Consider the following 12,979-nt stretch of genomic DNA (forward strand, 5'->3'; position numbering starts at 1 on the left):
GATGTCCGGCCCCAATGCCAGCCTGATGGTCCCCGGCCTGCGCCGGAACATGGTGACGATCTGCGCCATGACCGCGACCATCATGCAGGCGCTGGACACCACCATCGCCAACGTCGCCCTGCCCTACATGCAGGGCACGCTGTCGGCCTCGCAGGACCAGATCAACTGGGTCCTGACCTCCTACATCGTCGCCGCCGCGATCATGACGGCACCGGTGGGCTGGATCGCCAACCGCTTCGGCCGCAAGCGCATCTTCATCATCTGCTCGGCCGGCTTCACTTTTGCCTCCGTGCTCTGCGGGCTTGCGCAGGACATCAACCAGATGGTGCTGTTCCGCCTGCTGCAGGGCGTGTTCGGCGCGGCCCTGGTGCCGCTGTCGCAATCGGTCATGCTCGACTATTACACGCTCCAGGAACGCGCCAAGGCGATGTCGATCTGGGGCATGGGCGTGATGATGGGCCCGATCATGGGTCCGTCCCTTGGTGCCTGGCTGACCGAGACCTATTCCTGGCACTGGGTGTTCTTTGTCAACCTGCCGTTCGGCGCCGTCACCGTGCTCGGCCTGATCGTCTTCATGGACGAGACCAGCAAGGACCTCAGCCGCAAATTCGACTGGTTCGGCTTCGCGGCACTGGCAGTCGCGATCGGCTCGCTTCAGCTCGCGCTCGACCGCGGCGAGCAATTGGGCTGGCTCGAGTCCAACGAAATCATCGCGGAATTCATCGTCTCGGCCGTGGCCTTCTACTTCTTCCTCGCGCACTCCTTCACGACCTCGACGCCGTTCATCCGCTTCGCGCTGTTCCGGGACCGCAACTTCGTCACCGGCTGCATGTTCATGATCGTGATGGGGCTCGTGCTGTTCTCGACCATGGCGCTGGCCTCGCCCTACATGCAGAACGTGATCGGCTATCCCATCATCACCGCCGGCCTGCTGCTGGCGAGCCGGGGCTTCGGCACCTTTTTCGCCATGATGCTGGTCGGCCGCATGATGCGTTATTTCGAGGCGCGCACGCTGATCATCACAGGCCTGACGCTGACCGCGGGCTCGCTGTTCCAGATGACCGGATGGACCGACCTGACCCAGGTGCCGGAGATCGTCACCGTCAGTGTCATCCAGGGCTTTGGCTTCGGCCTCGTCTTCGTGCCGCTCTCGACGGTGGCGTTCCTGACCTTGTCGAACGAATTGCGTACCGACGGCACCGCGATGCTGACCCTGATGCGCAACGTCGCGAGCTCGGTCGGCATCTCCGTCGTCATCGCCGAGCTGACGCAGGGCACGCGGCGGACCTACGCGATCCTGTCCGAGTACATCAACCCGTTCAACCACGCGCTTCAGATGCCCAGCGTCAGCGGCATGATCGATCTCTCCACCGACGCCGGCCGCGCCATGGCGGACAGAATGGTCAGCGTGCAGGCGCAGATCATCGCCTTCGCGCACGACTACCAGCTGGTGATGTTCTTCATTCTCTGCACCATTCCGCTGGCCCTCTTGATCGGCTCGACCAAGGCCACGCTGCGCAAGCAGGCCGCGGGGCCGGAACATGCGGTGATGGAGTAGCCACAGGTGTCATGCCCCGGCCTGACCGGGGCATCCAATACGCCGCGGCGTCTCCGTATCCACGAACGTGTCTGGAATACTGGGTCGCCCGGTCAAGCCGGGCGACGACGGCGAACAGGTGGCGCGAGCTTACAACAGCTCCTCGCAGCCGAGATCCTCGACCGCCATCATCACCCGCTCGAGATTATTCCACCAGATCAACGGCGGGATGTTGATGCTCCATTGCCAGACCGGCTTGGTGATGTGCCAGAGCACCGACAGACGATAATCCTGATCGAGCGCACCGCGCGTGTAGCTGCTGACGCCGTTGGCTATCAGCGTCTCGTGGTAACGATTGAGCAACGCCCGCTCGAGCACTTGCCTGCGATCTGGATACCATTGCATCGCCATCATGTAGGCGAGGTCGGTGGTAGGCAGGTTGATGCCCCAGAGGTCGAAATCGAAAATGCGTACGCTATCCGCGACGCTGGCGCGCGGCAGCAGAAAATTCCAGGTATGCGCGTCGCCATGAGTGATCGTAGCGTGGCGGCGAGAGTGATAACGCTGGGATAGCCGGGCCGACTGATCGATGAGGCGGCGGTAGAGGGTGCGGCGCTCTTCGCTGAGGCGATCGCCGAGCAGGTCGGCGAAGCGATCGTAATGGCCGGCGAAGGTCTCCATGTGGCTTGCGCTGTCCTCGGTGCTCGCCCAGGTGCCGGCAGTCTCGCCGAGACCGGGATGGTCCCACCACGCTGCATGCATGCGGGCCAGCGTGGTGACGATCGCCATCGCTTGATCGCGCGACGGCGGCAGCGGCCATTGCGTCGCGATCTCATGGCTGTCGGTGAGGTCCTCGAGCAGCAGATGCCAGGTCTGGCTCTCTTCGTCGAAATGACCGTCGAAACAGCGCGGCACGAGCCCCGGCGGCATCTGCGGCGCAAGCTTCGTGTAGAAGGTCACTTCGTGCCGGCCGCCATTTGCAAGCGTCTTCGCGAAGGCGGAATGCGCGGTCTTCAGGATGAGGGATTGCGGCGCACCAGCAGACTCCCCGACATAGCGCAAGCCGAGTCGCACGATGTGCGACAGGATCGTGTCACGCTCATGCAGCACCTTCACTTCGCGAACGGCGCCACGATCCAGCGCGCCAGCCTTACGTAGCGCGGCCGTCAGTCGGGCGGGCTCAACGACCGCCGGCAGTTGTGGAGTTGTCATGAACCACGATGCCCCCGTCCCGCGCCATACTGCACGATCACGACCGCGGGCACCAGCGCCAGACCCCGCGCCTGCTCAGGCCGCCGCAGTCGAATCGCGGACGGTCCGAACCACGACCGTCCGCAGCGATTCAAGATTGGCCGCCATGCCGTTGATGGCCTGCCTCACCTCCGTGGCGCGCTCGTCCACCGAGGCGGCGTCGCGGCTGACATTGGCGATCTTGGCCGAGACCTCCTTCGCGGCGGAGGCCGATTCGGAAATCGACCGGGCGATCTCCCGCGTTGCGGCGTCCTGCTCCGCCATCGCGGCGGCAACCGAGGTCGCCACGCCGTCGATCTCGACGATGTGGCCTCCCATGGTCTCGACGGCATCGACCGCCGCCTGCGTCGAGGCCTGAATTTCCGCGATCAGACGCCCGATCTCCTCGGTGGATTTGGCGGTCTGGTCGGACAGGGATTTCACTTCGGCCGCAACCACCGCAAAGCCACGACCGGCCTCGCCGGCCCGCGCGGCCTCGATCGTGGCATTGAGCGCCAGGAGGTTGGTCTGGCCGGCGATGCCGCCAATGAGGTCGGAGACCTCCGCAATCTTCTTCACCGCGCCCGCCAGCGCCTGGATGGTCGAACGCGCCTGCTCGCGGCCGGCGACCGCCGATTTGGTGACCGTGCTGGTCCGCGCGACCTGCGTTGCGATATCCCGGATCGAGGCGCTCAGCTCTTCGGCCGCGGCCGAGACGGTCTGCGAGCTGCCCAGGGCCTGGGTGGACGCCGAGGCCACCGCTTGCGACTCCGCGGACAGCGACCGGGCGATCTCGGACAGGCTGGAGGCGGCCCGTTCGACGCCCTGGCTTGCCACGCTCGCGGAATCGACCGAGCGGCCGGTCTCGCGCTCGACGGTCTCGGCCATCTGGTGCAGGGCACCACGCTTGGCAAGCGCCGCCTCCTGCTCCTTTTGCAGCTGCTCCTCGCGCAGGCGCGAATTCTCGACCGCGGCCTGCTTGAACACCAGCAGCGCGCCCGCCATCGAGCCGACCTCGTCCTTGCGATGCGCGAAGGGAATGTCGGCGGCGAGATCGCCAGTCGCGAGCTGCTGCATCGTGTCCGTCATGCGCACGATCGGACGCACCACGCCGAGGGCGACGCCGAGCAGGCCCGCGGCAATGAAGGCGAGGACGGCGGCGGAAACGCCGAGGAGGATGAAAAGGATCGAGCTGTCGCGGTCCGCGGCCAGCTTCTCCATGTCGGCGTTCTGCTTGTTGGCACTCTCGACGATGCCGTCGATGACGGCGCGATGCGCGGTGTAGGCATCCTTGAGCTGCGCATAGGCGCGCTCGGAGGCGGCCGTGTCCTTGGCCTTGAGGGCCGGCAGCAATTGGTCGGACAGCAGTTTCCAGAACTTCTGCACCTCGGCGTCGGATTTCGACACCAGCGCCGTCTTCAGGTCGGCCGAGAGGCTGGAGGTGACCCAAAACGCCTTGCGCTCGTCGTAATCCTTGCGGAGCTGGACCAGACGCTCGCCATGGGCCGCCAGCTGGTCCGGCTCGCGCATGGCGAGGGTGGCTTCGAGATAGGCCTCGATGACATATTCCGGCGGCGGCAGGATGTCGGCAATGAGGTCGTTGCCGAGCTTGATGTCGGAATAGAGCGGGCCGCCGACCTTGAGCTCGCGCAGCGCGTAAAGGCTGGTGGAGACCACGGCCGTGAAACCGATGGCCAGAACGATCCCGAATGCAATGATCGCAGAAGAAAGGGAAAGACGAATTTTCATGAATCAATCCGGTGGCGCAGGTCGAAATCCAAACGGACCCTAAACGACTGCGGTAAACACAGGATTGCTTCGCGCGGAAATTGCATCGCGCGAACACCGGAAAACTACGGAAGTTGGATGTCAAACGGCCGGTCTGCGAGTCAGGGCGACTGACTCACAGCACGAAGAGAAACGTCTCGGGCCCGATGCCACGCAGCAACCTGCTCCGTTGCGCCGGATGAGAAGCGCGGGCCGGCGTCAACGTCGCCGCCCGCGTTGCCTCACATGTCGAAGAATACCGTCTCGTCGTCGCCCTGAAGCCGCAGGTCGAGCCGGTAGACCGCCTTGCCCGCCTCGCGCGTCGCGATCAGCGTCGCGCGGCGATCGGGCGGCACCAGTCCCAGCACCGGATCGGCCGCATTGCCTGCCTCGTCACTGAAATAGATGCGGGTGTAGAGATGCCGCAGCATGCCGCGGCCGAACACCGCAAGGACGATGTGCGGCGCCTGCGGCTTGCCGTCGGGATCGGGCACCGCGCCCGGCTTGATGGTGTCGAAGGAATAATTGCCGTCCTTGTCGGTGCCGCAGCGGGCGAAGCCGCGGAAGCTGGCATTCGGCAACGCGCGCTTGTCCTGCGGGTCGGCAAAGCGGCCCTGCGCGTCCGCCTGCCAGATTTCCAGCATGGCGTCGGGCACCACGACGCCGTCACCGTCGAACACACGGCCTTCGATGCGGACGCGGTCGCCGGTGACGTCGGGCGTCAGCGTCGAGTTGGTGAACGCATCGTTCCAGGCGTACTCGCCGGTCGGCGTCAGGCCGTATTTGAAGAACGGTCCGACGGTCTGCGATGGGGTGATACCGTTGTCCATCTCGCTTCCCTGCACTTAATGGTTCTCCATAGGCGTGGCGTTCTTGCCGCGCAGCACGATGTCGAAGCGGTAGCACAGCGCCCATTCGGGCTGGGTGTTGTCGAGGTCGAACGAGGAGACCATGCGCGCCCGCGCCTTCTCGTCCGGCACCGAGTTGAAGATCGGATCGAACGGGAACAGCGGGTCGTTCGGGAAATACATCTGCGTCACGAGGCGCGTGACGAAGGAATGGCCGAACACCGACAGATGGATGTGCGCGGGACGCCACGCGTTGTGGTGATTGCCCCAGGGATAGGCGCCGGGCTTGATGGTGACGAAACGGTAGTAGCCGGCGGCGTCGCTCACGGTGCGGCCCGCGCCCGTAAAATTCGGATCGAGCGGCGCCGGGTGCTGGTCGCGGACATGGACATAGCGGCCGCAGGAATTGGCCTGCCAGATCTCGACCAGCGAGTTCGGCACGCCGCGGCCGTCCTCGTCGCGGACATGGCCGTGCACGATGATGCGCTCGCCAATCGGCTCGCCGGTATGCTGGGTGGTGAGATCTGCATCGCCCTCGCGCACGGTCTCGTGGCCGTAGACCGGGCCGGTCAACTCCGACAGCGTGTGGCGCATCGGGATCAAGGGCTTGTTCGGCGCGCGCTTGATCGAGCTCTTGTATTCGGGCGACAGTGGCAGCGGATGCGCCTTGTTGCTGTCGACGGGATAGATGAATGTCATTGGCGAACTCCTCCCCGGCCATTCTGGTCCGGCCGGTCAACGCTTCCCCCGATCATTATAGGATATAACTAATTGGGGGAAGCGGGTTTAGCGGGCCTCCTGCGCGCCCGGCATGAGCGTACTATTTGATCGGCGGGCGCGGTAGCACGGCCTCGCCGGCCTCGAGCCGATAGGTGTGGTCGAGCGAATACCAGGGCGTCGCGACGCCGGGCGCAGCCGGATGCGGCGAATCGTGGCGCAGGAACTTGCCGATCAGCGCTTGCGTCACGCCGAACTGCACGTCGCTGTCGATGTGGGGATCGTTGGGGTCGTAGACCTGCGAGATCAAAACCTTGAATCCGGGTTTGAAGATCAGGGCGTGCAGATGCGCGGGACGATAGGGATGCCGGTCCTGCGCCTTCAGCAGGCGGCCGACCACACCGTCGGTCGGAATGGGATAGCCGACCATCATCACCGAGCGGAAGGCAAAGCGCCCGTCGGAATCGGTCGTGAACTTGCCGCGCAGGTTCATGTCGGCCTGCTCGGGGTCCTGATTCTCATAGAGACCGACGGGCGAAGCGTGCCAGACGTCGACCTCCGCGCCGGCGACGGGACGACCGTTACTGTCGACGACGCAGCCATTGACGAACAGCGGTGCGCCCGGGGTCTCGGAACGGACGATCGATCCGCCATTCTCGACCCGCGGCGAGTTCAACCGCCAGAACGGTCCGAGCAGCGACTGATCGGTTTCGGTATTGCCCTGATCGCCATTGTTGAGCAGGCACACCAGCGGGGAGACACCGAGCGAGCCCGCCATCAGCACGACTTCATTATGCGTGTCGGTCGTCAGCTTGCCGAGCTCGGCGATCACAGCGGTGGCGTCGCGGAATTCCTTCTCGGTCAGCCTGACATCGCGGACGAAGCCGTGCAGATGCTTGACCAGCGAGATCATGATCTGCCGCATCCGCGGATCGGCCGTCCGCTCCATCACCGCCAGAGCGGCGGCCGTGACGTCCTGCTCGCGCGCGATGATCATGGCACGGTCCCTGAAGCGACCCGCTTAACTCCAACACCGTCATTCCGGGATGGTCCGAAGGACCAGACCCGGAATCTCGAGATCCCGGGTTCAACCCTATCGGGCTGCCCCGGGATGAAGGGACGCTACGCGTCCCGTCAGCTCAGCTTCTCGATCGCGACCGCAACGCCCTGGCCGACGCCGACGCACATGGTGGCGAGGGCGAGCTTACCGCCGCGCTTCTCCATGCCGTGGACGGCGGTGAGCGCGAGACGCGCGCCGCTCATGCCGAGGGGATGGCCGAGCGCGATGGCGCCGCCATGCGGGTTGACGAAATCGGCATCGTCGGCGACGCCAAGCTGGCGCATGCAGGCGATGCCCTGCGAGGCGAAGGCCTCGTTGAGCTCGATCAGGTCGAAATCGGTGATCTTCTTGCCGAGCCGCTCCATCAGCTTGCGGGTGGCCGGCACCGGGCCGATGCCCATGATGCGTGGCGGCACGCCAGCCGAGGCGAGGCCGAGGATGCGGGCGCGGGGCGTCAGGCCGTGCTTCTTCACCGCGGCTTCGGAGGCCAGAATCATCGCGGCGGCGCCGTCATTGACGCCGGAGGCGTTGCCGGCGGTCACGGTACCAGGATTGCGCACGATCGGCTTCAGCTTGGCGAGGCCTTCCAGCGTGGTCTCGGGACGCGGATGCTCGTCCTTGTCGACCGTGATGGGGCCGGCCTTGCCGCCGGGAATGGTGATCGGCGTGATCTCTTCGGCGAAGTAACCAGCGGCAATCGCAGCACCCGCGCGCTGCTGCGAGCGGATCGCGAACGCGTCCTGGTCGGCGCGCGAGACCTGGAATTCCTCGGCGACGTTCTCGCCGGTCTCCGGCATCGCGTCGACGCCGTACTGCGCCTTCAGCAGCGGATTGATGAAGCGCCAGCCGATGGTGGTGTCGAAAATCTCGGCGGAGCGCGAGAAGGCCTCCTGCGCCTTGCCCATCACGAAGGGCGCGCGGGTCATGGATTCGACGCCGCCGGCGATCGCAAGCTCGATCTCGCCGGAGCGAATGGCGCGCCCCGCAGCACCGACCGCGTCGAGGCCGGAGGCGCAGAGCCGGTTCAGGGTCTGGCCGGGAACCGAATCCGGCAGGCCCGCGAGCAGCAGCGCCATGCGCGCGACGTTGCGGTTGTCCTCGCCGGCCTGGTTGGCACAACCGAAGAACACTTCGTCCACCTGCGCCCAGTCGAGTTTCGGGTGCTTCGCCATCAGCGCCTTGATGGGGGCGGCGGCCAGATCGTCGGCACGCACCTTGGCGAGCGAGCCGCCGAAGCGGCCGATCGGGGTCCGCACGGCATCGCAGATAAAGACGTCACGCATCGTTGTTCTCCCTGAATGCCGCGGTTCGGCCCAAATTCTTCAATGTCGGCGGAGTTTTAGGAGGGCGCCCGCGGCAGGTCAATTGACGGTTTCTTGCGTGTTCCGAAGGGCCCGCACGCCGCCAGCGCATGCCGCGGTGCGGACAACGTGGAAAACCTCCCCTCCCCGGCCAAAGCGATAGGAGCAGGAGGCGAAATTTTGTAGGTTGCGCCGCTCATGACGATGCAACAGCCCATTCCCGCGCCAGACCCCGAACCGACGCCCGCGCCGCAGGCGGAAGCCATCGCGCGCGTCACGCCGATGATGGAACAGTACCTTGAGATCAAGGCGGCGCATCAGGGCTTGCTGCTGTTCTACCGCATGGGCGATTTCTACGAGCTGTTCTTCGAGGATGCCGAGATCGCCTCCCGGACGCTCGGCATCGTGCTGACCAAGCGCGGCAAGCATCAGGGCGCCGATATCCCGATGTGCGGCGTGCCGGTCGAGCGTTCCGAGGATTATCTGCACCGCCTGATCACCGCCGGCCACCGGGTCGCTGTGTGCGAGCAGACCGAGGATCCCGCCGCCGCGAAAGCGCGCGGCAACAAGAGCGTGGTGCGCCGCGGCGTGGTGCGGCTGGTCACCCCGGGCACGCTGACCGAGGATACGCTGCTCGATGCGCGCGCCAACAATTACCTGCTGGCGATCGCGCGGGCCCGCTCCTCCGCCGGCGGCGACCGCTTCGGCCTCGCCTGGATCGACATCTCGACCGCCGAATTCACCGTGATGGAATGCTCCAGCGGCGAGCTTGCCGCGACGCTGGCCCGCATCAATCCGAACGAAGCCATCGTCACCGACGCGCTCTACAACGACAGCGAATTCGGACAGACCTTGCGCGAGCTGCCGGCGGTGACGCCGCTGACCCGCGACGTCTTCGATGGCGCCACCGCCGAGAAACGCCTGTGCGATTATTTCGCCGTCGCGACCATGGACGGGCTGGCGCAGCTGACGCGGCTGGAGGCCACGGCAGCCGCCGCCGCCGTCACCTATGTCGACCGCACCCAGGTCGGCAAGCATCCGCCGCTGTCGCCGCCCGCACGCGAGGCTTCCGGTGCGACCATGGCGATCGACCCGGCCACCCGCGCCAATCTCGAATTGACGCGCACACTCGCGGGCGAACGCCGCGGCTCGCTGCTCGACGCCATCGACTGCACGGCGACCTCGGCCGGCTCGCGCCTGCTGGCACAGCGCCTCGCAGCGCCGCTGACCGATGCACCGGCCATCGCGCGGCGGCTCGATGCCGTCAGCACGTTTGTGGCGGACTCGGCTACCCGCGAGGACATCCGCAGTATCCTGCGCGGCGCGCCCGACATGTCGCGGGCGCTGGCCCGTCTTTCGGTCGGCCGTGGCGGCCCGCGCGACCTCGCCGGACTGCGCGACGGCATCATCGCCGCCGACCAGGTGCTGGCGCGGCTCGGCGAGCTCGACCAGCCGCCGCAGGAGATCGCCGCGGTGATGGCGGCGCTACAAAGGCCGTCGCGCGAGCTCGCGTCCGAGTTCGCGAGCGCGCTCGACGAGCAACTGCCGCTGATCAAGCGCGATGGCGGCTTCGTCCGCCAGGGCTATGAGCCCGCGCTGGACGAGGCCCGGAACCTGCGCGATGCGTCGCGCCTCGTGGTGGCCTCGATGCAGGCGCGCTACGCCGACACGACCTCCGTCAAGGGCCTCAAGATCCGGCACAACAACGTGCTCGGCTATTTCGTCGAGGTCACCGCGCAACACGGCGACAAGCTGATGTCGGCGCCGTTGAACGCGACCTTCATCCATCGCCAGACGCTGGCAGGACAGGTGCGCTTCACCACTTCCGAGCTGGGCGAGATCGAGGCCAAGATCGCCAATGCCGGCGATCGCGCGCTCGGACTCGAGCTCGAAATCTTCGAACGGCTCTGCGCCAAGGCGCTCGATATCAGCGAGGATTTGCGGTCCGCCGCCCACGCCTTCGCGCTGCTCGACGTCGCGACGTCGCTGGCAAAGCTGGCGATCGACGAGAACTACGTGCGGCCCGAGGTCGACGGCTCCCTCGGCTTCGCCATCGAGGCCGGCCGCCATCCCGTGGTCGAGCAGGCCTTGAAGCGCAATGGCGAGCCGTTCATCGCCAACGCCTGCGACCTCTCGCCGAGCCCGGCGCAGAAATCCGGCCAGCTCTGGCTGCTGACCGGTCCCAACATGGCCGGTAAATCGACCTTCCTGCGCCAGAACGCGCTGATCGCACTTCTTGCTCAAATCGGAAGTTTCGTGCCGGCCACGCGCGCGCGGATCGGCATCATCGACCGCCTGTTCTCGCGCGTCGGTGCCGCCGACGATCTCGCGCGCGGCCGCTCCACCTTCATGGTGGAGATGGTCGAGACCGCCGCGATCCTGAACCAGGCCGGCGAGCGCGCGCTGGTGATCTTAGATGAGATCGGCCGCGGCACCGCGACCTTCGACGGCCTCTCCATCGCCTGGGCCGCGATCGAGCATCTGCATGAGAGCAACCGCTGCCGCACGCTGTTCGCCACGCATTATCACGAGCTGACCGCGCTTTCGGCCAAGCTGCCGCGCATGTTCAACGCGACGGTGCGGGTGAAGGAATGGCAGGGCAATGTCGTGTTCCTGCACGAGGTGCTGCCGGGCTCCGCCGACCGCTCCTACGGCATCCAGGTGGCGAAGCTCGCCGGCCTGCCGCCGGCGGTGATCACGCGCGCCAAGTCCGTGCTGGCGAAATTGGAAGCCCAGGATCGCGGCCAGACCGCCCGCGCCCTCGCCGACGACCTGCCGCTGTTCGCCGTCCCCTCACGCGCCGCCGCGGAAGCCGCGCCGCCGACCGAGGCCGAACTGCTGATGGATGCCGTGAAGGCGCTGCACCCCGACGAGATGTCCCCGCGCGAGGCGCTCGATGCGCTGTATGCGCTGAAGGCGAAGCTACCGAAGCAGTGACGGTGCCGTAGGGTGGGTTAGCCGTAGGCGTAACCCACCGCGGTCTATCCGCGTGGAAAGCAAAGCGGTGGATTACGCTTCGCTAATCCACCCTACGAGATTCACGCCGCCGCCAGCCGCTTCCTCCGCCCGTTCCACCACAGCGTCAGATTCCAGACGATGCAGGTGGCGAGGCCCATGCTGAGGCCGATCGCGGAGCCGAAATTGGCGGCACCGAGATGCAGCACCGCGATCGCCATGCCGAAGCCGAGCAGACCCCAGGCGGAGTTGGCGAGCACGGCCGCGGTCGGCGGGCCGCCGATGCGCGGATGCAGGATCACCATGATGCTGGTGAAGACGATCGGGTAAAGCGCGATGACGCCGCTGACCCTTGGGCCGACCCAGCCCGACGTCGAGACCACGATCGCGACAAGGGTTGCGACCAGCGAGGCGCGGAATGGAATGTCGTACCAGCGACGCGTCACCAGCGGCATCTTCACATGCCGGTACTTTGCGAGCAGCGGAATGCAGATGCCGAAGGCGACCAGGTTGACGGCAAGCCCGGCGGTCAGGGTCCAGTCGAACAGGCGGATGATGGAGGCCAGCACGATCCACACCGCGACCGCGCTGCCGGCACTCACCAGCAGATTGTTCCGCTGCGCCAGCACGACATAGGTGAGCCCAAGGACGATCGTCGCGGCGTTGACCGGAAGGCTCGACAAGGCGCCTTGCGCGATGAAGGCGGCGTCATGGTCGAGCGCGAGGAAGACGTAGGAGGGACCGGCCGAGATCGGCAGGGTCGCGACCAGCGCGCCGATCACCGGACCCGAGCGCTCGGTGATGATCGAAGCCGACACCACGAACGCCGCCGCGATCGCCATGCGCAGGAGAAGAAAAAGGATGAGGTGGAGGTCGAGAGGCATATTTGTTTTGTCGTCCCGGACAAGCGAAGCGCAGATCCGGGACCCATAACCACAGGCTTCGCTGTGTTAGACGGTTGTAGTGATCAGTCCGGCGATACAATCGGCGTCCGGGATTATGGATCCCGGCGTTCGCCGGGACGACACCGGGTGCTGGGCTTGCGATCCTCGCCTCACATCCGCTGCATCGACACCGAAACCTTCGGGCCGTTCTTGATGGTCTGATAGACCACGCAATAACGTTCGGTGAGCTTGAGCAAGAGATCGAGCTTGTCCTGCGGCGCGTCGGTGTCGACCTCGAAGCGCAAGCGGATCTCGGCGAAGCCGACCGGGGTCTCCTTGTCGACGCCGAGCGTGCCGCGGAAATCGAGGTCGCCCTCGGCATAGACGTTGCCGGTCTTGAGCGGCACCTCGATCGCGGTCGCGACCGATTTCAGCGTGACGCCGGCGCAGGCGACCAGCGCTTCCAGCAGCATGTCGCCGGAGCAGAGCTCAAGGCCGGAGCCGCCGGTGGCCGGATGCAGGCCAGCCATCGCGATGGCGCGGCCGGTCTCGACCTTGCAGGCGATGCCTTCGCTGTCGGTCGAGCCCTTGGCCTTCAGCGTGATCATCGCGGTCTTGGGATCGGTCTTGTAGCGTTCCTTGATCGGGGCCTGCATCTGGCGCAGTGCTGCGGCGTCCAT

At 66.0% G+C, this 12,979-nt stretch carries 10 protein-coding genes; 2 read left to right on the top strand and 8 right to left on the bottom strand.

The features are described from left to right. Nucleotide 1 precedes the first annotated feature (1 nt). A complete protein-coding gene (locus NLM25_RS43415; protein ID WP_254141023.1) occupies nt 2-1,558 on the top strand; it encodes an MDR family MFS transporter in 1,557 nt (518 codons plus the stop codon). Nucleotides 1,559-1,687: 129 nt separating this feature from the next. Here NLM25_RS43415 and NLM25_RS43420 read toward each other — a convergent pair whose 3' ends face one another. The 6 genes from NLM25_RS43420 to pcaF all read right to left on the bottom strand — a co-directional run bounded on the left by NLM25_RS43420 (nt 1,688) and on the right by pcaF (nt 8,442). Next, nucleotides 1,688-2,749 carry an ecdysteroid 22-kinase family protein gene (locus NLM25_RS43420; RefSeq protein WP_254141024.1) on the bottom strand — a complete coding sequence of 354 codons (1,062 nt, stop codon included), beginning with the start codon at nt 2,747-2,749 and terminating at the stop codon, nt 1,688-1,690. Nucleotides 2,750-2,824: 75 nt separating this feature from the next. After that, a complete protein-coding gene (locus NLM25_RS43425; protein ID WP_254141025.1) occupies nt 2,825-4,516 on the bottom strand; it encodes a methyl-accepting chemotaxis protein in 1,692 nt (563 codons plus the stop codon). 260 nt (nt 4,517-4,776) lie between these two features. After that, on the bottom strand, nt 4,777-5,364 hold the full coding sequence (pcaG, locus tag NLM25_RS43430; RefSeq protein WP_254124039.1) for a protocatechuate 3,4-dioxygenase subunit alpha: 588 nt from the start codon (nt 5,362-5,364) through the stop codon (nt 4,777-4,779). Nucleotides 5,365-5,379: 15 nt separating this feature from the next. After that, complete coding sequence (gene pcaH, locus NLM25_RS43435) at nt 5,380-6,081, bottom strand: protocatechuate 3,4-dioxygenase subunit beta (protein WP_254124040.1); 702 nt, start codon at nt 6,079-6,081, stop codon at nt 5,380-5,382. 121 nt (nt 6,082-6,202) lie between these two features. After that, a complete protein-coding gene (locus NLM25_RS43440; RefSeq protein ID WP_254141026.1) occupies nt 6,203-7,096 on the bottom strand; it encodes a dioxygenase in 894 nt (297 codons plus the stop codon). A 137-nt stretch (nt 7,097-7,233) separates the two neighbouring features. After that, nucleotides 7,234-8,442, bottom strand: a complete 1,209-nt coding sequence (gene pcaF / locus NLM25_RS43445; protein ID WP_254141027.1) for a 3-oxoadipyl-CoA thiolase — start codon at nt 8,440-8,442, stop codon at nt 7,234-7,236. Nucleotides 8,443-8,658: 216 nt separating this feature from the next. Here pcaF and mutS point away from each other — a divergent pair, with 216 nt between their 5' ends. Next, nucleotides 8,659-11,397 (top strand): DNA mismatch repair protein MutS, encoded by a 2,739-nt coding sequence (gene mutS, locus NLM25_RS43450; protein ID WP_254141028.1) that lies wholly within the window; start codon nt 8,659-8,661, stop codon nt 11,395-11,397. A 101-nt stretch (nt 11,398-11,498) separates the two neighbouring features. On the opposite strand, the gene NLM25_RS43455 is transcribed toward mutS, so the two are convergent. After that, nucleotides 11,499-12,299 carry a hypothetical protein gene (locus NLM25_RS43455; protein WP_254141029.1) on the bottom strand — a complete coding sequence of 267 codons (801 nt, stop codon included), beginning with the start codon at nt 12,297-12,299 and terminating at the stop codon, nt 11,499-11,501. Between the two features lie 170 nt (nt 12,300-12,469). After that, nucleotides 12,470-12,979, bottom strand: a complete 510-nt coding sequence (locus NLM25_RS43460; RefSeq protein WP_027514578.1) for an OsmC family protein — start codon at nt 12,977-12,979, stop codon at nt 12,470-12,472.

This window comes from Bradyrhizobium sp. CCGB01 (genome assembly GCF_024199795.1).
Lineage (GTDB): Bacteria > Pseudomonadota > Alphaproteobacteria > Rhizobiales > Xanthobacteraceae > Bradyrhizobium.

What these genes read in the sequence shown, in the direction of transcription:
- pcaH (WP_254124040.1), bottom strand. Translation starts at nt 6,081, where the DNA reads ATGACATTCATCTATCCCGTCGACAGCAACAAGGCGCATCCGCTGCCA.
- NLM25_RS43425 (WP_254141025.1), bottom strand. Translation starts at nt 4,516, where the DNA reads ATGAAAATTCGTCTTTCCCTTTCTTCTGCGATCATTGCATTCGGGATC.
- NLM25_RS43420 (WP_254141024.1), bottom strand. Translation starts at nt 2,749, where the DNA reads ATGACAACTCCACAACTGCCGGCGGTCGTTGAGCCCGCCCGACTGACG.
- NLM25_RS43440 (WP_254141026.1), bottom strand. Translation starts at nt 7,096, where the DNA reads ATGATCATCGCGCGCGAGCAGGACGTCACGGCCGCCGCTCTGGCGGTG.
- pcaF (WP_254141027.1), bottom strand. Translation starts at nt 8,442, where the DNA reads ATGCGTGACGTCTTTATCTGCGATGCCGTGCGGACCCCGATCGGCCGC.
- pcaG (WP_254124039.1), bottom strand. Translation starts at nt 5,364, where the DNA reads ATGGACAACGGTATCACCCCATCGCAGACCGTCGGACCGTTCTTCAAA.
- NLM25_RS43455 (WP_254141029.1), bottom strand. Translation starts at nt 12,299, where the DNA reads ATGCCTCTCGACCTCCACCTCATCCTTTTTCTTCTCCTGCGCATGGCG.
- NLM25_RS43460 (WP_027514578.1), bottom strand. Translation starts at nt 12,979, where the DNA reads ATGGACGCCGCAGCACTGCGCCAGATGCAGGCCCCGATCAAGGAACGC.
- mutS (WP_254141028.1), top strand. Translation starts at nt 8,659, where the DNA reads ATGACGATGCAACAGCCCATTCCCGCGCCAGACCCCGAACCGACGCCC.
- NLM25_RS43415 (WP_254141023.1), top strand. Translation starts at nt 2, where the DNA reads ATGTCCGGCCCCAATGCCAGCCTGATGGTCCCCGGCCTGCGCCGGAAC.